Here is a 19387-nt window from a genome sequence, read left to right as displayed (position 1 = left end):
GTGTCCGATCGGGCCTTCTGCCATGTCGGGAGACCGTCCCGTCCGGATACGGTGCGTCGCTACTGTGGCCGGCATGGACTGGCTGGATCGGGTGGCGCGGCTGCGGCGGTGGACGAGTCACGGGGTCAGGGCCCCGCACAAGCCGTTGTTGTTGCTGTACGCACTCGGGAGCTACCAGCAGGACGCCGACCGGGAGCTGCGGTACAGCGCGGTGGAGGAGGAGCTCAAGCAGCTGCTCGTGGAGTACGGCCCGGCGCACGCGACGACTCCTGCCTATCCGTTCCACCACCTGGTCAGCGACGGGGTGTGGGAGGTCAGGACGGATCACGGCCCGGGGAGTCCCGGGACGGGAATCCAGATCCTTCGCGCCAGCGGAGCGGCCGGCCGGCTCGCGCCCGATCTCCGGGCTGCGTTGGCGAAGCAGCCGTCGCTGCTGGGCCGGCTGGCCAGGGTGTTGCTGGACACGCATTTCCCGCCGTCCCTGCACGTCGACCTCTGCGAGGCGGTCGGGCTCGACCTGGAGCTCGCCGAGGTCGGCAGCGTGAACGGTACGGCCGCCGCCGCCGCGGCCCGGCGCCGGCGGGACCGGCGGATGCGTGAGCTGATCCTGACGGCCTATGAGTTCCGGTGCGCCTTCTGCGGCTATGACGGGACGCTCGGTGCGAGCACGGTCGGGCTGGAGGCCGCGCACGTGCGCTGGTGGTCGCACGACGGACCGGACGAGGTCGACAACGGGCTGTGCCTCTGCTCCCTCCACCACAAGCTCTTCGACAAGGGCGTCCTGGGTCTCGGCGACGACCGCCGGATCCTCGTCTCCCAGCGTTTCGTCGGCCGAAGCGACGCAAGCCGGCACCACGTGCTGTCCCTCTCCGGTCGGCGGGTCATCGGTCCGCAGCCGGGGCTCCCCCCGGTGGCGAGGCGGCATCGGGAGTGGCACGGCCGGCAGGTGTTCCACGGGGCGGCCCGTCCGCCGGCGGACGGGCCGTTGCCCGCCGGGTGAGAGCCGTCGCCGTCATGGGCACGGCGTGAGGATGGATCTCAGGGGGCCGAGGATGCGGGCGGCGTGGAGGGCGGTGCGCACGCGGGCGGCTCCCGTGGTGGCGGTGTCGGGGGCAGGGATGCGGGGGCGGGGGACGGTCGGCAGGCCGGCGCAGGGGCGGCAGGTGCCCGGGCGGGGGACGGGGTCGTGGCAGCCGGGGCATTCGGTGTAGCGGGGGACGGCGGCGGGCCGTTCCTCGGGCGGCGGGGGGAGTTTGCGTTGGAGACGGTTGCGCAGCAGCGCCGCGGGGGAGTGCAGCGGCACCGGTAGCCCTGGCAGGAGGGCGCCTGCCAGGTCGGCGGTGGTGGCGCCGCGTTCGAGCCATTGCGCGACGAGCGGTGCGAGCGCCAGTGCCTCGGATTCGCCGAGTCGCAGGCGGGGTTCGGGGCGGATCACCCGGCGGAGGGCGGCCACGGCGGCCTTGGTCTGCTCGTCCGGTTCCGGCCCCGACGCGGGAGGGTCCGGCGGTGGCGGTGGCGGTGGCGGTGGTGTGGCCGGGGGCCCGGGGAGGGGGGTTTCTTCTCCCCGGTTCTTTGGGTGGCTGCCACGTGGGCCGGCCGTTGCTCCACCGGATCCCGGGTCCGTGGCATCCGGTGGCCGGAGGTGCTGGGGCGTGTCGTAGACGTGGATCTCGGAGCGGATGGTGCCGTCGGGCATCCGGAGCTTCTTGACGAGGTAGTACCCCGCCCGGGTGAGTTCCTTGATAGCCCGGTTGACGGCCCCGCGTCCCTGGGTGCTGGTGTCGGCCATCGCCCGGGCGTCCTCGCGCCGCCCGTCAGGGCGGGAGAGCAGGTCGGCGAGGAGGCCGCGGGCGGTGTAGCTGAGGCTGCGGTCCCGCAACAGGCCGTTCGGAAGTACCGTGAAGTTGCGGTCCTGGGCGGTACGGTGGATGTGCATGGGGAGTTTGGTCCTTGTGCCGGGCCCCGGGGTGTTGGCGCACCGCCGGGGTCAACTTCGTCTGCGTTCTGACGGACCGTAACACGAGAGTGACGTTCGGTCAGAACGAGCGTCAGGCGGCGGTTGACCGGACCCGTCGCGCCGCGAACTTGCCCGCCTCCCAGAGGATCAGCAGGGCGACGGCGGCGAGCAGGGCCCAGCCGAACTGCTGGATGTTGATCCGCGTGGTGCCGAGGATCCGCCGGAAGCCGTCGAGTTGGGTGACCATCACGGCCAGCACGAACTCGCCCAGGGCGGCCCAGTTCATCTGCTTGCTGTCGAAGGTGGTGGGGGTGAAGACCGAGGCGGTCTCGCTGCGGCACTCGAAGGCCGCCACGATCAGGCAGAGGGCGAAGGCCGTGAACGCGATCGAACTGCCGGTCTGCGTACTGTCGTAGCGCCACTCGCCGACCTTGATCAGGCCGAGCAGGAAGACCGTGATGACCAGCCCGCTCAGCCCCACGGTGACCATGACCGGCCGGGTCAGCACCGACTCTCCGCGCGGCCGCGGCGTCCGCCGCATCAGCCCCGGGCTCTCCTGGTCGAAGCCGAGCGCGAAGCCGAACGGGGCGTTGACCACGAAGTGGATCCACAGCACCTGCGGCGGCGGGAACGGCTCGCCCGCGGCGATGTTGAGGAGCGTCGCCCCCAGGAAGGTGAGGACGAAGGCAACCAGCAGCAGCAGGACGAACCGGATGTACTTGGTGAGGTTGTCGTAGAGCTTCCGGCCCTCCTCCACCGCGTAGACGATGGTGGCGAAGTTGTCGTCGGAGAGGATCATCCGTCCGGCGTTCTTCGCCACGTCCGTGCCGCTGCCCATGGCGATGCCGATGTCCGAGGCCTTGATGGCGGGCGCATCGTTGACGCCGTCGCCGGTCATCGCGACGACCTCGCCCTTCTTCTTCAGGGTGTTCGCCAGCAGCACCTTGTGCTCCGGCGCCACCCGCCCGACCACGCCGATGCCGTCGATCCGGGCGAGCTGCTCGGCCTCGGACATCGCGGCGAACTCGGCGCCGAGCACGGCCTCGCCGGGGATGCCCAGCTGCCGGGCGATCGCCTCGCCCGTGGTGACGTCGTCACCGGTCACCATGCGGACCCGGATGTGGGCCGCCTGGGCACTGGCCACCGCCGCCTTGGACTCCTCGCGCGGCGGGTCCACCATGCCGACCAGGCTGGTCATCTGCAGCTCCGTGACCAGCGCGAGCAGGTCGCCCGCCGGGTCGAAGGCGGCCGGGTCGAGATCCCGGACGGCCGCCGCCATCACCCGGCGCCCCTCCCCGCCCATCCGCTCGGTCTGCTCCTGCGCCCGCCGGCTCAGCTCCCCGTCCCACGGCACGGAAGCACCGTCCGCCAGGGCGCTGGTGGCCCGCGCCATCACCGCGGGCGCCGCGCCCTTGACGAAGCACCGCACCACCGGCCGCCCGGCCCGGTCCGTCGTCGAGTTGAAGGTGGCCATCAGCTTGTAGTCGGGGTCGAACGGCAGGGTGGCGAGCCGCGGGAACCGCTCCCGGGTGCCCTCGATGTCCAGCCCCGCCTTGTGCCCGAGGACCAGCAGCGCGCCCTCGGTGGGGTCGCCGACGACCTCCCCGTCCACCAGCTTCGCGTCGCTCGCCACCAGGTACGGCAGGACCGCCGCCTCGATGCCGTCCGAGGACCCGGCCGCGTGGTGGATCTTCCCCTCCAGGCCGTAGCCGGTGCCGGAGACGGTGTACCGGTCGGTCGGGCTCAGCAGCTCCACCGCGGTCATCTGGTTCATCGTCAGCGTGCCGGTCTTGTCGGAGTTGATCGCCGAGGTGAAGCCGAGGGTCTCGACCGAGGGCAGCTCCTTGACGATGGCGTTGCGCTTCGCCAGGTTGAGGCTGCCCACCGAGAGGATCACCTGGGTGACCGTGGGCAGCGCCTCCGGGATCGCCGCGATGGCCAGCGAGACCGCACTGACGAACAGCGCGTCCCACTCCTGCCCGCGGCTGCGCCCCAGTGCGAACATCACGACCATGGTCAGCCCCGCCGCGCCGGCGATCCACAGCGTCAGGGTGTTGAGCTCCCGGGTGAGCGGCGACTGCTCCTTCTCGGTCGCGGACAGCATCCCGGAGATCTTGCCCAGTTCGGTGCCCGCGCCGGTGGCGGTGATCACCAGCAGGCCGCTGCCGTGGGTGACCGGGGTGTTCATGAACGCCATGTTCGACTGGTCGCCGGGGCCGAGTTCGGCCGCCGGGAGCGTCCCGGCGTCCTTCGCCGCCGGGACGCTCTCGCCGGTCAGCGCAGACTCGTCGATCTGCAGCGCGCTGGCCGCCACGATCCGGCCGTCCGCCGGGACCTGGTCGCCGGCCGCGATCAGCACCACGTCGCCCACGACCAGCTGTTCGGCGGGGATCTCCGACTCGACGCCGTCGCGCCGCACCCGCGCGGTCGCCTTCATCATCGACTTGAGCGCGTTCATCGCGCTCTCCGCCTTGCCCTCCTGGCGCAGCCCGACCACCGCGTTCAGCAGGGTCAGCAGCACCAGCAGGATGCCGGTGCTCCACTGCTCGATCGCCATCGACACCACGGCCGCGGCGACCAGGATGATCTGCATGTAGCTGCGGTACTGGTCGAGGAAGCGTCGCCAGCCCGGCGGCGGCTCCTCCTCCGGCAGCGCGTTCGGCCCGTCGGCCGCCAGCCGTTCGGCGACCCGCGAGGCACTCAGCCCGACCGCGGGGACGACGCCGAGCTGCGCCGCGACGTCCTCCGGCGTCCGCGCGTACCAGAGCTCGGTCGAGGTCCGGGGCGAGGCCCCGTCCGGCGCTGCCGCCATGTCCGCACCTCCGAGGTCTGTCACCGGCCGGGCCGGCGGTCCGGGTGTTCGGCCGCGTACGGGTCGGCCGGGGCGCCCTCGGGGGCCTGCTTCAGCAGTTCGCGCCGGGCCTCCTTCAGCTCCCGGCGGGCCCGGGCGTCGACCGTCGGGTACTGCGGGTCGAGCTCGATCAGGGTGTGGGCGAGGATCGCCGCGGCGCAGATCCGGGCGAACCACTTGCGGTCGGCCGGGACGACGTACCAGGGGGCCCACGGCGTGCTGGTGGCCGACAGCATCTCGGAGAACGCGTGCTGGTAGTCGTCCCAGCGGCGGCGTTCGCGGACGTCCGCCGCGGAGAACTTCCAGTTCTTCTCCGGCAGGTCGATCCGCTTCATGAAGCGGGTGCGCTGCTCCTCGCGGGAGAGGTTCAGGAAGATCTTGACGACCTTGAAGCCGTTGCCGGTGAGGTGCCGCTCCCAGTTGTTGATGTCGCGGTAGCGCCGCTTCCAGACGCCGGGGCCGCGGGACTCCTCGGGCACCCGCTGCCGTTCGAGGTTCTCGGGGTGCACCCGCACCACGAGAACCTCCTCGTAGTGCGACCGGTTGAAGATGCCGATGTCGCCGCGGGCCGGCAGCCGGGAGGCGTACCGCCACAGGTAGTCGTGGTCGAGCTCCTCGGTCGACGGCACCTTGAAGCTGCTCACGTGCACGCCCTGCGGGTTCACCCCGCTCATCACGTGGCGGATCGTGCCGTCCTTGCCGCCCGCGTCGAGGGCCTGGAGGCAGAGCAGCACGCCGTAGGTGTCCTGGGCGGCCAGCCGGTCCTGGTACTCGGCGAGCAGCGAGACGCCGTTCTTCAGCAGCTCGCTGCTGTCGCGCTTCTTGAGCTTCCCCTTGTACCGGGGGTCGAAGTCCTCGCCGAGGTCGACCTTGCTGCCGGGCTTCACCCGGAGCGGGCGGATGAACTCCGCCAGGCGCCGGGCCCGCTTGTCCGCCATCGCCGACCACTCCTCTCGGCCGCGGCGGGCGCCCGGCGGGCGGGTGCCACCGCGGCGGCGCCGAGGCCGGGGCCCGGCGGGCCCGGGGGCCGCACCGGGCCGCGGCACTCCTGCCTCCGCCCCGGCCCGCCGTCGCCGCCGGGCACGTGGTACCCGCCACGCTCCGCCCGGCGGCCGGGCCGGGCAAGCGCACGGGGGCCGTTCGGTGGACGCCCGGGGCGGGCGCGGGTCAGAGGCGCGGCGGGCGGCCGGCCCGGTGCAGCAGCAGGGCGGCGGTCAGGCCGCCGGCCAGCACGGTGGCGGCGCCGGCCAGCTGGCCGGCCCGGGCGGCCGCGGCGAAGGCGTCCAGGACGGCGGCCCGGTCGGCGGCGGAGGGTGCGGCGGCGAGGGCGGCGGGCAGCGATCCGGTGGCCGCCCCGGCCGGCAGCAGGGCCGCGAACCGGGCGTTCAGCACGGCGCCGAGCACGGCCACGCCGAGCCCCGCGCCGAGCTCCGCCATGGTGCCGTCGATCCCGGCACCGGCACCCGCCCGGTCCGGCGGGACGGCGTCCATGACGGCCGCGACCAGCGCCGGGTTGGCGACGGCGCAGCCGGTGCCCATCAGGACCAGCCCGGCGGCGAGCTGACCGTAGCCCGGCCCGGCCTGGGCGGCCAGTGCGAAGCCGCCCGCCAGCAGGGCCGTCCCGGCGGCGATCGAGCCCGGGACGCCCAGCCGGGCGCCTGCGCGGGCGGCCGGCCCGCCGAGGTTGAGCGCGACCGCGGTGAGCGCGAACGGCGCCATCCGCAGCCCGGCCTCCAGCGGCGGGTAGCCGCGGACGAACTGGAGCTGCTGGGTGAGCAGGAAGAGCACGCCGGTGCTGCCGAAGGTGATCAGGACGACCCCGGTGACCGCGCCGGTGAACCGCCGGTCGTGGAAGAGGCCGAGGTCGAGCATGGGGTGGCGGCAGCGGCGCTCCCAGACCGCGAAGGCCGCCAGTGCGAGCACGCCCAGCACGGCCGGGACGAGCACCCGGGCGGAGGACGGGCCGTGCTCGCCGCCGGAGACGATCGCGTACACCACCGCGGCCGTCCCGGCGGTGGACAGCAGCGCGCCCGGCAGGTCGGGCCGCCCGCCGCCCGCGCCGCGCGACTCCGGGACGAGCAGCAGGGCGGCGGCCAGGGCGGCCAGTACCGGCGGGAGGTTCACCACGAAGAGCGCGCCCCAGGAGAAGTGTGCGAGCAGCAGCCCGCCGACCGGTGGGCCGGCCGCGTAGCCGACCGCGCCGACCGCGCTCCACGCGCCGATCGCCCTGGCCCGTCCGGGCCCCTCGTAGACCTGGAGGACGACGGCCAGCGTGGTGGTGGTCAGCAGTGCCCCGCCGACCCCCATCACCGCCCGGGCCGCGATCAGCGCGCCGGTGGTGGTGGAGAGCCCGGCGGCCAGCGAGCCGAGCCCGAAGACCGCCAGGCCGGCCAGCAGCATCCGCCGCCGGCCGTACCGGTCGGTGGCGCTGCCGGCGGTGAGCAGCAGCCCGGCCTGGACGACCGGGTACGCGTTGACGATCCACTGCAGCTCGGCGGTGCTCGCACCGAGGCTGCGGGTCAGTGTGGGCACCGCGACGCCCAGCACGGTGTTGTCGAGCACCACGGCGAGCTGGACGAGGCAGACCACCGCCAGCACCGGCCACCGGGCGGGGTGCCGCGCGGCGGGCCGGGCGGGGGTGTCCGTCCCGGCGGCGACGGTCACCGGGCGGGGGCGAACCGGGCGATCGGGTTCACCAGGGTGCCGACCAGCTGGAGTGCGGCCGAGGGGTCGGCGAGGTCCACCATCTGCCGGTTGTTGCGCAGTTGGAGCCGGTTCAGGCAGGAGAGCGCGAACTCGGGGGCGAACGGGTCGTACCGCTCGAACCTCTCGGCCAGGTGCGGCACCGCGTCGCGGTAGTCGGTGACGCAGTCGGCCACGGTGCGCCAGAAGGCGTCCTCGGTGAGGACCTCCTCGGCGGCCAGGATCGCGGCCAGGTGGCGGAAGAAGCAGTCGAAGACGTCGGTGAAGACCGAGAGCAGTTTCATGTCCTCGGGGACGTCCGCCCGGACCCGCTGGACGGCCGGCGGCAGCACCGCGTCCGGGTCCATGACGACGATCTCCTCGGCGATGTCCTTGAACACCGCCCGCCGGACGGTGCCTGCGCCGTCGAGCACCAGGATGGTGTTCTCGCCGTGCGGCATGAAGGCCAGATCGTAGGCGTAGAAGCTGTGCAGCAGCGGGGTGAGGTAGGCGTCCAGGTAGCGCCGCAGCCACTGTTCGGCGGGCAGGCCGGACTGCCGGACGAGGGCGGCGGCCAGTGAGCGGCCGGCCCGGTCGGTGTGCAGCAGCGCGGCCATCGTGGTGAGCCGCTCCTCCGGGGCGAGGGCGGGCACCGGGCTCTCCCGCCAGAGCGCGGCGAGCATCTTGCGGTAGGGCGAGTACCGGTCGGTCGCGGCCTCGTACTGGCGGTGCCGGTAGCCGATCGCGGCGTGCTCGCGGATGATCGACAGGCCGGTGCGGCGCAGCACCTCGTCGCCCGCGACGAGCTTCGCCAGCCAGTCGTTGATGGCGGGGGTGGCCTCCATGTAGGCGGCCGAGAGACCGCGCACGAAGCCCATGTTGAGGACCGAGACGGCGGTCTTCACGTAGTGCCGGGACGGGTCGGTGGTGTTGAAGAAGGTGCGGATCGACTGCTGGGCGAGGTACTCGTCGTCGCCCTCGCCGAGGTGCACCAGGCGGCGCAGGGCGAGTTCGCCGGCGAAGGTGACCGACAGCTTGTGCTGCCACTGCCAGGGGTGGACGGGCAGCAGGCGGTAGTCCGCCAGCGAGAGGCCGAGGTCGGCCATGGTGGCGGCGAACCGGGCCAGTTGGGCGTCGCCGAGCTCCTGGCGCAGCAGCGTGTCGTAGTCGGTGTCGGTGCAGCAGGTGAAGACCGCGTGGTCGCGGTGGGCGGCCAGCCAGACCAGCCGGACGGGGGCGGCGGCCTCCGGCGCGTACCGGTGGTACTCCTCGCCGCCGAAGCCGATCCGGCCGTTGTTGGCGACGAAGCACGGGTGGCCCTCGGTCATCCCGGTCTCGATGGCCTGGAAGCCGGCCCGGGCGAGCTCATCGGCGGGCACGTCGGGGCGGTCGAGCTTGTAGGCGGTGCCGGCCAGGGTGGCGCCGAGCTCCTCCAGGTAGACCGGCAGCACCTCGTCGGAGAGGTCCAGGGCCTTGCGCAGCTCGGTGCAGAAGTCGATGGCGTCGAGGGGGAGTTCGTCACCGTCGCGGTGCCGGGTGACGGAGTCGGCGGGGATCTCCCAGTGGTCCAGGGCACGGAGCCGGGCGGCGAAGCGGTACTCGGTGGCGCCGTCGTCGCTGCGCACCGACCAGCGGCCGTCGGGCAGCGGCTCGGGTGTGAGCAGCCGCTCGTGGGAGAACTCGGCGAGCGCCTTGCGGACGAGCAGCCGGTTGGCGGCGGCCCAGGTGTCCGGGCGGAGGTGGGCGACGGGGTTCATCGGGCGGCTCCTGCGGTGGTGCGCCGGTAGGCCTCGCGGGTGCAGATGCTGAGCAGGGCCTGCTTCTCGGGCTTGTCGATCGGGCCGACGACGGCGAAGCCGACGGCGGCGTTGAGGGCGTGCACGGCGGTGTTGCGGAGGTCGGGTTCGACCACGACCCGGCGGACGTCCGGGTCCTCGAAGAGGAAGGCCATGACGGTGGTGATGACGGCGCGGGTGAAGCCGTGCACGGGGGTGTCGGCGGGGGCGCAGAGGAAGTGCATGCCGGCGTCGCCGGGCTCGGCGTCGTACAGGCCGACCAGCTCCAGCCGGGCCGGGTCGTAGCGCTCGACCAGGAAGGCCGGTTCGCCGTCCAGCAGGCCGAGGTAGGCGTCGTGGTGCGGGTGGTCGGCGATCCGGCGGTACTCGGTGCGGACGTCGTCGAGGTCGGCGTCCTGCATCATCCAGAAGGCGGCCTTCGGGTGGGTGACCCAGGCGTGCAGCAGGACGGCGTCGGCGTCGGGGTCGAGCGGGCGGATCGTCAGTTCGCCGATCCCGGCGGCGGTGCGGGTGTACGGGTTCATGCGGCGGCGCCCGAGGGTGCGCCGAACTCCTGGAAGGCGATGGACTTCTCGATGGGGTAGACCTCGCGGCCGGTGAGCTCCCGGATGATCCAGGAGTTGCGGTACGGGCCCATGCCGAGGTCGGGCGAGGTGATGCTGTGGGTGTGGGTGCCGCCGTTCTGCAGGAACACCCCGCGGCCGGTGGTGTCGATGCTGTAGTTGCGGGCGACGTCGAAGCGGCCCTGCCCGTCCCGGCGGAGCCGGTCGCCGATCGGCTCCAGGAAGGCCGGCGGGGTGTAGCGGTACCCGGTGGCCAGCACCAGGCCCTGGGTGTGCAGGGTGAAGTCCCGCTCCTGCTCGGTGTGGTGCAGGTCGAGGGTGTAGGTGCGCCCGGCCTCGTCCCAGGCGGCGCCGTGCAGGGCAGTGCCGGTGAGCAGCCGGGTGGGGACGGGTCCGTTGACGCTCTTCTGGTAGAGCAGGTCGTAGATCGCGTTGATCAGGTCGGCGTCGATGCCCTTGAACAGGCCCTTCTGCTCGGCCTCCAGGCGGTAGCGGGTGGCCTCGGGGAGGGCGTGGAAGTAGTCCACGTACTCGGGGGAGGTCATCTCCAGGGTCAGCTTGGTGTACTCCAGCGGGAAGAACCGCGGGGAGCGGGTCACCCAGTCGAGCCGGTAGCCGTGCACGTCGATCTCGCCAAGCAAGTCGTAGTAGATCTCGGCGGCGCTCTGGCCGCTGCCGACCACGGTGATCGACTCCTTCGCCTGCAGCGCGGCCCTGCCCTCCAGGTAGCGGGAGTTGTGCAGCAGGTCGCCGCCGAGGCCGCGGCAGGCCTCGGGCAGGTACGGCGGGGTGCCGGTGCCGAGCACCAGGCGCGGCGCGCGGTGCACGGCGGTGCCGGTGGCGGTCTCGGAGGTCACCGTGTACAGGCCGTCGGCCCCGTCCCAGTCGACCCGGGTGACCCGGTGGCCGAACCGCACGCCGTCGAGCCGGGCGGCCGCCCAGCGGCAGTACGCGTTGTACTCGGCGCGGACCGGATAGAACATCTCGCGGATGTAGAACGGGTACAGCCGGCCGGTCTCCTTCAGGTAGTTGAGGAAGGAGTACGGCGAGGTCGGGTCGGCGAGGGTGACCAGGTCGGCCATGAACGGGGTCTGCAGGGTCGCGAAGTCGAGCAGCATTCCGGGGTGCCAGTCGAAGTCCGGCTTGCTCTCCAGGAACACCCCGTCCAGGCCGTCGACCGTTTCGGTGAGGCAGGCCAGGCCCAGGTTGTACGGCCCGAGGCCGATGGCGATGAAGTCGTGGGTGGACATGCGGGTCTCTCCGGTGGGTCGGCGGGTGCGGTTCAGCCGGCGGCGCGGCAGAGTTCCGGCGCGGCGGTGCGGTCGTTGACGTACCGCCCGGCGTGCTCGGCGAGGAGGTCGAGGACGTGCGCGATGTCGTCCAGCGTGGTCTCCGGGTTCAGCAGGGTGAACTTGAGGTAGTGGCGGCCGTCGACCTTGGTGCCGGCGACGACGGCCTCGCCGGAGGCGGCGAGGGCCTCCCGGGCGTGCAGGTTGGCGCCGTCGGCGAGGTCGCGCAGCGGGCCGGCGGGCGGCAGCCAGCGGAAGACGACGGTGCTGAGCGAGGAGCGGGTGACGACCTCGAAGCGCGGGTCGTCGGCGAGCAGCTCGTACGCCTCGGCGGCGCGGTCCACGACCTCGTCGAAGAGTGCGCCGATCGCGTCGGCGCCCATGATGCGCAGGGTGAGCCAGAGCTTGAGGGCGTCGAACCGGCGGGTGGTCTGGATGGACTTGTCCACCTGGTTGGGGATGCGGCGCTCGGCCATCCGGGCCGGGTTGAGGTAGTCGGCGTAGTGGGTGGCGTGCCGCAGCACGGCTCCGTCGCGGACCACGAGGGCGCTGGAACTGACCGGCTGGAAGAACGACTTGTGGAAGTCGACGGTGACCGAGTCGGCCCGCTCGATGCCGTCGAGCAGATCGCGGCGGGTCCGGGAGGCGAGCAGCCCGCAGCCGTACGCGGCGTCGACGTGCAGCCACAGGCCGGCCTCGGCGCACAGGTCGGCGATCTGCGGCAGCGGGTCGATGGAGCCGAAGTCGGTGGTGCCGGCGGTGGCGACGACGGCCATCACCAGGAGGCCCTCGCGGCGGCAGCGGTCGATCTCCCGGGCGAGCACGGCGGGCCTCATCCGGCGCTCGCGGTCGGTGCCGACCGTGATGACGGCTTCGGGGCCGAGGCCGAGCATCTTCGCGGACTTCTGCACGCTGAAGTGGCCGGCCTCGGAGGCGATGATGCGCAGCCGGGGCAGGATGTCGTGCTTCGCGAGCGGCTCGGGCGCGGTGGCGGCGGCCAGTTCGCAGGCCTCCTCGCGGGCGAGCAGCAGGGCCTGGAAGTTGGACTGGCTGCCGCCGCTGGTGAAGACGCCGTCGGCGTCCGGGCCGAGGCCGATCCGGTCGGCGGTCCAGTCGATCAGGCGGCGCTCGATGAGGGTGCCGCCGACGCTCTGGTCCCAGGTGTCCAGCGAGGAGTTGACGGCGGTCAGCACGGCCTCGCCGAGCAGTGCGGGGATGACCACCGGGCAGTTGAGGTGGGCGAGGTAGCGGGGGTGGTGGAAGTAGACGGCGTCGCGGAGGTAGACGTCCTCCAGCTCGGCGAGGGCGCCGAGCGGGTCGCCGAGCGGGCGGTCGAGGTCGACGGCGGCTATCTCGGGGGCGAGCCGGTCGGGGGTGATCCCGGTGAACGGGCGGCCGGTGCCGGCGATCCGTGCGGCCACGCGGTCGACGCCGGCCGCGAGCGAGCGCCGGTAGCCCTCCACCGTGCGGTCGTTGAACAGGTGCGCTCTCGCGTCCACCGGGGTGGCGGCGGCGCCTGCCGACGGGAGCTCGACGGTGTGCCCCTGGAAAGTCATGGTCAGCCCTCAACGGTTGCGGACGGAGGATCAAACTTAGGTTAGCCTATCCTAAGTTCGAGCGATCAACGACGGCCCGCACCCGGGATCGGGGGCGGGCCGTTGTCGTTCAAGTGCCGCTCCGGCGGCCGGATCTCACTCCTCGTCGGGACTGCTCCCGGAGAGCGCCTCCAGGCGCAGCTGCTCCTCCGAGGCGCCGCGGCGCCAGTACCCGGAGAAGGTGACCGCGCGGCGGTCGAAGCCGCGCTCGCCGACCAGGTGGCGGCGCAGTGCGCGCACGGTGCCGGACTCGCCGGCGATCCACGCGTACGGCACGCCCTCGGGCATGTCGGCCGCGCGCACCGCCGCCACCAGCGGCGTCGTGCCGGTGTCCCGTACCAGCCAGGTGAGTTCGACATCGGCGCCGAACTCCAGGTCCTGGATGTCCTCGGCGTGCGGGACCTCGATCCACACCCGGGCGGCGGTGCCCTCCGGCAGCCCGTCCAGGATGCCGCCGGCGGCGGGCAGGGCGGTCTCGTCGGCCGCGATCAGCACCCAGTCGGTGCCCGCCGGCGGCCGGAAGCAGACGCTGCGGTTGTCCTCGACGGCCGGCCCGAGCAGGACCACCCGGTCCCCCGGGGCGGCCGCGGCGGCCCACCGGGCGGCCGGCCCCGCGCTGCCGTGGCCGGCCAGGCCGTGCAGTGCGAAGTCCACGTCCACCTCGTCGGGTTCGCGCCGCTGGGCGCGGACGGTGTACGAGCGCATCACGGCGCGGACGGCCTCCGGCAGGGCGCGCCAGGCGGTGAACCAGTTCTCGCCCTCCTCGACGGGGAGGACCGGGGCGTCCTGCCCCGGATGCGGCAGGAAGAGCGAGAAGCTCTGGTCCCGGCCGCCGGAGGCGAAGCCCTTCAGCTGCTCGCCGCCGAAGGTCACCCGGACCATGGTCGGGCCGAGCCGCCGGCTGCGGACGACCCGGGCCTCGAAGAAGCCGTACTGCGCGGCGATCTCGGACTGGCTGCTCATGGCGTCAACTGACCTTCCTGGCCGAGCGGACGGCCTTGGCGAGGTTCTCCAGCAGGGGTGCGGCGCCGGCGTACGAGAAGCGCGGCACGGAGTCCCAGGGGGCGACCTGGCCGGCCTTGACGGCGGGCAGCTGCGCCCAGGACGGCTTGGCGGCGAGGTCCTTGGGCTGCAGCGCGGTGCTGCGCTTGTCCAGGATGATCAGGTCGGCGGCGAACCTGCCCGCGTTCTCCCAGCTGAGCGCCTCGTAGTAGTCGCCGGCCTCCAGCTTGGTGGGCACCACGAACTCCACGCCGAGCTCGGAGAAGTAGAGCAGGTCGGTGGCGATCCTCGGGTTGGAGACGTAGAAGGTGTCGGGGCTGCCGGAGGCGGCCATCACCTTGATGCCGCCGGCCGCCTTCGCTGCCTGCCGCAGCTCCTCGGCGGCGGCCTCGAAGCGGGCCTTGGCGTCGGTGACCTTCTTCGCCTTCAGGTCGGCGCCGAGCGACTCGGCGAGCCGGGCGTAGCGCTGGATCGGCGTGGTCATCGGGACGCGGGCGGTGGTGATCGCCACGCTCGGCGCGAGGCCCAGGATCTTGTCCTTGCTCTCGTCCGGCACGTACCAGAGCGCGCCCGGGTCGTACATGTGGGTCACCAGCAGCTCGGGCCGCAGCGCCGCGTACTTCTCCACGCTGAACTCGCCCCAGACGTTGCCGAGGATCTCGACCTTCGCGATGTCGAGGTCGCCGGCCTGGGGGTCGGCCTTGCCGTCCGCGGTCCTGGTCTCGCCGAAGACGCCGACGATCTGCTTGTCGACGCCGAAGTCCACCAGGGCGGCCGCGGTGCCGGTGAAGGCGACCACCCGGCTCGGGGCGGACTTGGCGGTGACCGCCTTCCTCCGGTCGTCGGTGAAGGTCCAGGGCCCTGCCCCGGCCGTGCCGTCGGCTTCCGATCCGGAACCGCCGCCGCTGCCGCAGGCGGCGAGCAGGGCGCCGACGGCCGTGGCGCCGCCGGCGGCGAGCAGGCCGCGGCGGGAGAGGGGGGCGGCAGTTCTGGGCTTGGGCATGGCGATGTCTTCCTCGGGTCGGGGGATGGGCCGGGCAGGGAGCGGAAATTAGGTTAACCTAACCTTAGTTTTTGTCCAGGGAGGGTCGCCGGAGCGCGCCCCGACAGCACCGGAGCCCGCTCGTGTTGCTCACCAAGTCGCCTTCTGCACAGGAGGGTTCGCCGCCACCTGAAGGGCCGTCGCGGGGCGGCCGGCCCGTCCGGCGGGCAGCCGGCCTCGGAGTCGCCGTGCTGGTCCTGATCGCCGTCCTGGCCCTCAGCATCGGCGTCGGCGCCCGCGAACTCACACCCGCCGAGGTCTGGCACGGCCTGTTCGACGCCCACTCCGAGGCCTACACGGTCGTCCACCGGATGCGCCTGCCGCGCACCCTCCTCGGCCTGCTCTGCGGCGCCGCGCTGGGCCTCGCCGGCGGCGTGATGCAGGCGCTGACCCGCAATCCGCTCGCCGACCCCGGCCTGCTCGGCATCAACGCCGGCGCCTCCGCCGCCGTCGTCACCGCCGCCTCCTTCCTCGGCGTCGCCACCTTCGACGGCTACGTCTGGTTCGCCCTGGCCGGCACCGCGCCGGACGCCTTGCTCTTCTACGGGGGCGGCGGCGCCCGCGGCGCGACCCCGGCCCGGCTCGCCCTCGCCGGGTCCGCGCTCAACGCCACGCTCTTCAGCTACGTCAACGCGGTGATGCTGCTGGACACCGGAGCCCTCGACAGGATGCGCTTCTGGACGGTCGGTTCACTCGCCAGTGCGCAGGGCTCCACCGTCCTCAAGGTGCTTCCGTTCGTCGCCGCCGGCCTGGTCACCGCCCTGGCCCTGGCCCGGCCGCTGAACGCCATGGCGCTCGGCGACGACGCAGCCCGCGCGCTCGGCGCCCGGCCCGCACTGATCCGGGCCGCCGCGATCCTCGCCGTCACCCTGCTCTGCGGCGCCGCCACCGCGGCCTGCGGCCCGATCGTCTTCGTCGGCCTGATGGTGCCGCACTTCGTCCGTGCCCTCACCGGCCCCGACCTGCGCTGGCTCTTCCCGTACTGCGCGGTGCTGGCTCCCGTCCTGCTGCTCGGCGCGGACGTCCTCGGCCGCGTCCTGGGCCGGCCCGGCGAACTCCAGGTCGGCATCGTCACGGCCGTCCTCGGCGGCCCGTTCTTCCTCCACTTCGCACGCCGCGGAAAGGTGGCGCGGGCATGAGCACCCTCCGCATCGGCACGGCGCTGTCCCTCCGCTACCGCCCCCGGGCCCTGCTCGTCGGACTGGCCTTCGCCCTGCCGGCGCTCGGCGTCGGCATCCTCGCGCTCGGCACCGGCGACTACCCGATCGCCCCGGCCGAGGTGCTGCGCACCCTCACCGGCGGCGGCACCCCGGCCGAGGACTTCATCGTCAACCAGCTCCGGCTGCCCCGGGTCGCCACCGCCCTCGCGGTCGGCGCCGCCCTCGGCCTGGCCGGCGCGCTGTTCCAGTCGCTCGTCCGCAACCCGCTCGGCAGCCCCGACGTGCTCGGCTTCACCCAGGGCGCCGCGGTCGGCGCCCTGATCGTGGTCATCACCGGCGGCAGCAGCCTCGCCCTGGCCGGCGGCGCCGTGGCGGGCGGCCTGGCCAGCGGCGCCGCGATCTACGCCCTCGCCCGGAAGGGCGGCGTGCACGGCAGCCGACTCGTCCTCATCGGCATCGGCAGCTCCGCGATCCTCACCGGCATCAACGGCTACCTGCTGACCCGCACCCAGCTGATGGACGCCGCCCGGGCGGTGCTCTGGCTCACTGGCAGCCTCGACGGCCGCGGCTGGCGGGACGCCGTACCGCTGCTGGCCGCCCTCGCCGTCCTCGGGCCCGCGGTGTTGCTCGGCTGCGGGCGCGCCCTCGCCGTCGTCGAGATGGGCGACGACGCCGCCGCGGGCCTGGGCGTCCGGGTGGAACGCGTCCGGCTCGCCCTGCTCGGCTGCGCCGTCCTGCTCGCCGCCCTCGCCGCGGCCGCCGCCGGCCCGGTCTCCTTCGTCGCCCTCACCGCGCCCCAGCTCGCCCGCCGCCTCACCCGGGCACCGGGCCCCAACCTGCTCGCCGCGACCTGCACCGGCGCCGCCCTCCTGGTCACCGCCGACTACGCCGCGCAGCGCGTCCTGCCCGGCCACCAGCTGCCGGTCGGCGTCGTCACCGGCGTCCTGGGCGGCGGCTACCTCATCTGGTTGCTCGCCACCGAACGCAGGGCGGGCCGGATATGAGCCACGCACCCGAACCACGAAACGGAGCACCGACCATGGCACCGGGCGAACCGCGCGAACCGCGCCTGCGCGGAGCGGACCTCACCCTCCGGTACGACCGGCGCACCATCGCCGAGGGCCTCACCGTGGACATCCCCGACCGGTCCTTCACGGTCGTCGTCGGGCCGAACGCCTGCGGCAAGTCGACGCTGCTGCGCGCCCTGTCGCGCACCCTCCGGCCGGCCGCCGGCACCGTCCTGCTGGACGGCCGGGACATCAGCGCCGTGCCGGCCCGCCGGGTCGCCCGCACGCTCGGCCTGCTGCCGCAGTCCTCGACCGCACCGGACGGCATCACCGTCGCCGAACTCGTCGCCCGCGGCCGCTACCCGCACCAGGGGCTGCTCCGCCAGTGGTCGCCCGAGGACGAGCGCGTCACCACCGAGTCGATGGCCGCCACCGGCGTCGGCGAACTCGCCGACCGGCTCGTCGACGAGCTCTCCGGCGGCCAGCGCCAGCGCGTCTGGATCGCCATGGCACTCGCCCAGCAGACCCCGCTGCTGCTGCTCGACGAGCCCACCACGTACCTCGACATCGCCCACCAGGTCGAGGTGCTCGACCTCTGCGCCCGGCTCCACGAGGAACAGGGCCGCACCCTGGTCGCCGTCCTGCACGACCTCAACCAGGCCGCCCGGTACGCCACCCACCTGATCGCCATGCGCGACGGCCGGGTGGTCGCGGCCGGGCCGCCCGCCGAGGTGGTCACCGCCGACCTGGTCGAGCAGGTCTTCGGGCTGCCCTGCCGGGTCATCGACGACCCGGAGACCGGCACCCCGCTGGTCGTGCCGGCCGCCCGCCGCCGCGCCCCGGAGCGCACCGCATGACCGGCCGGATCCACCGCGACGCCTGGGGGATTCCCCACCTGCGGGCCGCCGGGGCGCTCGAACTCGCCCGCCTCCAGGGCTGGAACGCCGCCGCCGACCGCGGCCGGCAGATCGAGGTCGAACGCCACCGTGCACAGGGCACCTCGGCCGCCGCGCTCGGCCCCGACGCACTCGACTGGGACGTCTTCGCCCGCCGCGCCAAGATCGCCGACACCGCCCGACGCTGCTTCGGGGCACTCGACGCGGACACCGCGGCCTGGGTCCTGGCGTACGTCGACGGGGTCAACCGGGGACTCGCCGAGATCCCCGCCGACGCACCGGAGTTCGCCGCCGCCGGGCTCGTCCCCGGCCGCTGGGAGCCGTGGACGCCGATCGCCGTCTGGCTCTCCCACCACATCCTCTTCGCCGGGTTCCCCACCAAGCTCTGGCGCGACCTGGTCGCCCGGGAGCTCGGCGAGGAGCACGCCGCGCTGTTCGCCACCGACGGCCCCGGCACCGCCGGCAGCAACGGCTGGCTGGTCGCCGGTGAGCGCACCGCGAGCGGCGCCGCGCTGCTCGCCGGCGACCCGCACCGGTTCATCGAGGACCCGGGTATCTACCAGCAGATCCGGCTCGCCTGCCCGGAGTTCGACGTGGTCGGCCTCGCCGTGCCCGGCGTCCCCGGGATCGGCCACTTCGGCCACGCCGGCCCGGTCGCCTGGGCGATCACCAACGCGATGGCCGACTACCAGGACCTCTACCGCGAACGGCTGCGCCGCACCCCGGACGGCGTCGAGGCGCTCGGCCCGGACGGCTGGCGGCCCGCCGCCGCCCACGGGGAGACCGTCGAGGTCGCCGGCGGCGAGGCGGTGCGCATCGAGGTGGTCGAGACCGACCGCGGTCCGGTGATCATCGGCGGGCCGGACGGCACGGACGAGGCGCTCAGCCTGCGCTGCCCGCCGCGGGCCGAGGCCGCCTGCGGCTTCGCCGCCCTGCCCGCCCTGCTGCGCGCCCGCACGGTCGCCGACGTGGACGCCGCCCTCGACCACTGGGTCGAGCCGGTCAACGTCGTCCAGGCGGCCGACACCGCGGGCGGCCTGCTGCACCGGGTGGCCGGCCTCGTGCCGCTGCGCGCCGAGGCCAACCGGCTGCGGCCCGTGCCGGCCTGGGAGCCCGGCCACGCCTGGCACGGCCGCGCCGTCATGCCGCGCGCCGAGGTGCACGGCACCGCCGTGATGGCCAATCAGCGCGGCCTCGCCGCACCGCTCGGCGTGGAGTTCGCACCGCCGCACCGCGCCGACCGGATCGCCGCGCTGCTCGCCGCCCCGACGCCCTGGACGGCCGCAGCCCTCGCGGACATCCACACCGACACCCTGCTCGCCTCCGCCGCACCCCTGCTGGACCTGCTCGCCGCGGCGGACGGCCTCACCCCGGCCGCCGGCCGGCTCCGCGACCGGCTGCTCGACTGGGACCGGCGGATGGCCGCCGACTCGGTGGACGCCGCCCGGTTCGCGGCCCTGCGCTCGGCGGTGGGGCGGCGCGAGGCGGTCCGCCCCGCCGGGGCGGGGGGCGGCCCCCCCGCCCCCCACCCCCGCGGGTGTCCGGGC

General features: G+C 73.9%; 15 protein-coding genes. 5 read left to right on the top strand and 10 right to left on the bottom strand.

Features of this window, described 5'->3' with window-relative positions; all coding sequences use genetic code 11:
- Window positions 1-73 precede the first annotated feature (73 nt).
- Entirely contained in the window at window positions 74-1000 is a 927-nt protein-coding gene (locus ACFV0G_RS03495) for a phosphorothioated DNA-binding restriction endonuclease (protein WP_380540885.1), read from the top strand.
- A gap of 12 nt (window positions 1001-1012) precedes the next feature.
- Here the strand turns inward: ACFV0G_RS03495 and ACFV0G_RS03490 are convergent, their stop codons facing one another.
- The 10 genes from ACFV0G_RS03490 to ACFV0G_RS03445 all read right to left on the bottom strand — a co-directional run bounded on the left by ACFV0G_RS03490 (window position 1013) and on the right by ACFV0G_RS03445 (window position 14738).
- Complete coding sequence (locus tag ACFV0G_RS03490; RefSeq protein WP_380540882.1) at window positions 1013-1936, bottom strand: hypothetical protein; 924 nt, start codon at window positions 1934-1936, stop codon at window positions 1013-1015.
- A gap of 112 nt (window positions 1937-2048) precedes the next feature.
- Entirely contained in the window at window positions 2049-4769 is a 2721-nt protein-coding gene (locus tag ACFV0G_RS03485) for a cation-translocating P-type ATPase (protein ID WP_380540879.1), read from the bottom strand.
- Between the two features lie 20 nt (window positions 4770-4789).
- On the bottom strand, window positions 4790-5746 hold the full coding sequence (locus tag ACFV0G_RS03480; protein WP_380540876.1) for a polyphosphate kinase 2 family protein: 957 nt from the start codon (window positions 5744-5746) through the stop codon (window positions 4790-4792).
- A gap of 229 nt (window positions 5747-5975) precedes the next feature.
- On the bottom strand, window positions 5976-7472 hold the full coding sequence (locus tag ACFV0G_RS03475; RefSeq protein ID WP_380540873.1) for an MFS transporter: 1497 nt from the start codon (window positions 7470-7472) through the stop codon (window positions 5976-5978).
- Window positions 7469-9247 (bottom strand): IucA/IucC family protein, encoded by a 1779-nt coding sequence (locus tag ACFV0G_RS03470; protein WP_380540870.1) that lies wholly within the window; start codon window positions 9245-9247, stop codon window positions 7469-7471. Before ACFV0G_RS03470 ends, ACFV0G_RS03475 begins: the two co-directional genes overlap by 4 nt.
- Window positions 9244-9810 (bottom strand): GNAT family N-acetyltransferase, encoded by a 567-nt coding sequence (locus ACFV0G_RS03465; protein ID WP_380540867.1) that lies wholly within the window; start codon window positions 9808-9810, stop codon window positions 9244-9246. The genes ACFV0G_RS03470 and ACFV0G_RS03465 overlap by 4 nt, the downstream gene beginning before the upstream one ends.
- Window positions 9807-11099 carry a lysine N(6)-hydroxylase/L-ornithine N(5)-oxygenase family protein gene (locus ACFV0G_RS03460; protein ID WP_380540864.1) on the bottom strand — a complete coding sequence of 431 codons (1293 nt, stop codon included), beginning with the start codon at window positions 11097-11099 and terminating at the stop codon, window positions 9807-9809. Before ACFV0G_RS03460 ends, ACFV0G_RS03465 begins: the two co-directional genes overlap by 4 nt.
- 32 nt (window positions 11100-11131) lie before the next feature.
- Window positions 11132-12694, bottom strand: coding sequence for a pyridoxal phosphate-dependent decarboxylase family protein (locus ACFV0G_RS03455; protein ID WP_380540861.1), 1563 nt, complete (start codon window positions 12692-12694; stop codon window positions 11132-11134).
- Between the two features lie 135 nt (window positions 12695-12829).
- On the bottom strand, window positions 12830-13696 hold the full coding sequence (locus ACFV0G_RS03450; RefSeq protein ID WP_380540858.1) for a siderophore-interacting protein: 867 nt from the start codon (window positions 13694-13696) through the stop codon (window positions 12830-12832).
- Between the two features lie 4 nt (window positions 13697-13700).
- Window positions 13701-14738: an ABC transporter substrate-binding protein gene (locus ACFV0G_RS03445; protein ID WP_380540855.1), complete on the bottom strand. Its 1038-nt coding sequence runs from the start codon at window positions 14736-14738 to the stop codon at window positions 13701-13703.
- Between the two features lie 125 nt (window positions 14739-14863).
- Between ACFV0G_RS03445 and ACFV0G_RS03440 the strand changes: the two genes are divergently transcribed.
- The 4 genes from ACFV0G_RS03440 to ACFV0G_RS03425 form a co-directional block, all read left to right on the top strand.
- Window positions 14864-15916, top strand: a complete 1053-nt coding sequence (locus ACFV0G_RS03440) for a FecCD family ABC transporter permease (RefSeq protein ID WP_380540907.1) — start codon at window positions 14864-14866, stop codon at window positions 15914-15916.
- Window positions 15913-16941 carry a FecCD family ABC transporter permease gene (locus ACFV0G_RS03435; protein ID WP_380540852.1) on the top strand — a complete coding sequence of 343 codons (1029 nt, stop codon included), beginning with the start codon at window positions 15913-15915 and terminating at the stop codon, window positions 16939-16941. The genes ACFV0G_RS03440 and ACFV0G_RS03435 overlap by 4 nt, the downstream gene beginning before the upstream one ends.
- A gap of 35 nt (window positions 16942-16976) precedes the next feature.
- Window positions 16977-17801, top strand: coding sequence for an ABC transporter ATP-binding protein (locus tag ACFV0G_RS03430; protein WP_380540849.1), 825 nt, complete (start codon window positions 16977-16979; stop codon window positions 17799-17801).
- A partial coding sequence (locus tag ACFV0G_RS03425) for a penicillin acylase family protein (protein WP_380540846.1) occupies window positions 17798-19387 on the top strand: 1590 nt, incomplete at its 3' end. The genes ACFV0G_RS03430 and ACFV0G_RS03425, both read left to right, overlap by 4 nt.

It is taken from the genome of Kitasatospora sp. NPDC059571, assembly GCF_042735675.1.
Taxonomy (GTDB): domain Bacteria; phylum Actinomycetota; class Actinomycetes; order Streptomycetales; family Streptomycetaceae; genus Kitasatospora.
Note: the sequence above shows the minus strand (reverse complement) of the source record. Positions and strands in the feature narration are given on the sequence as shown.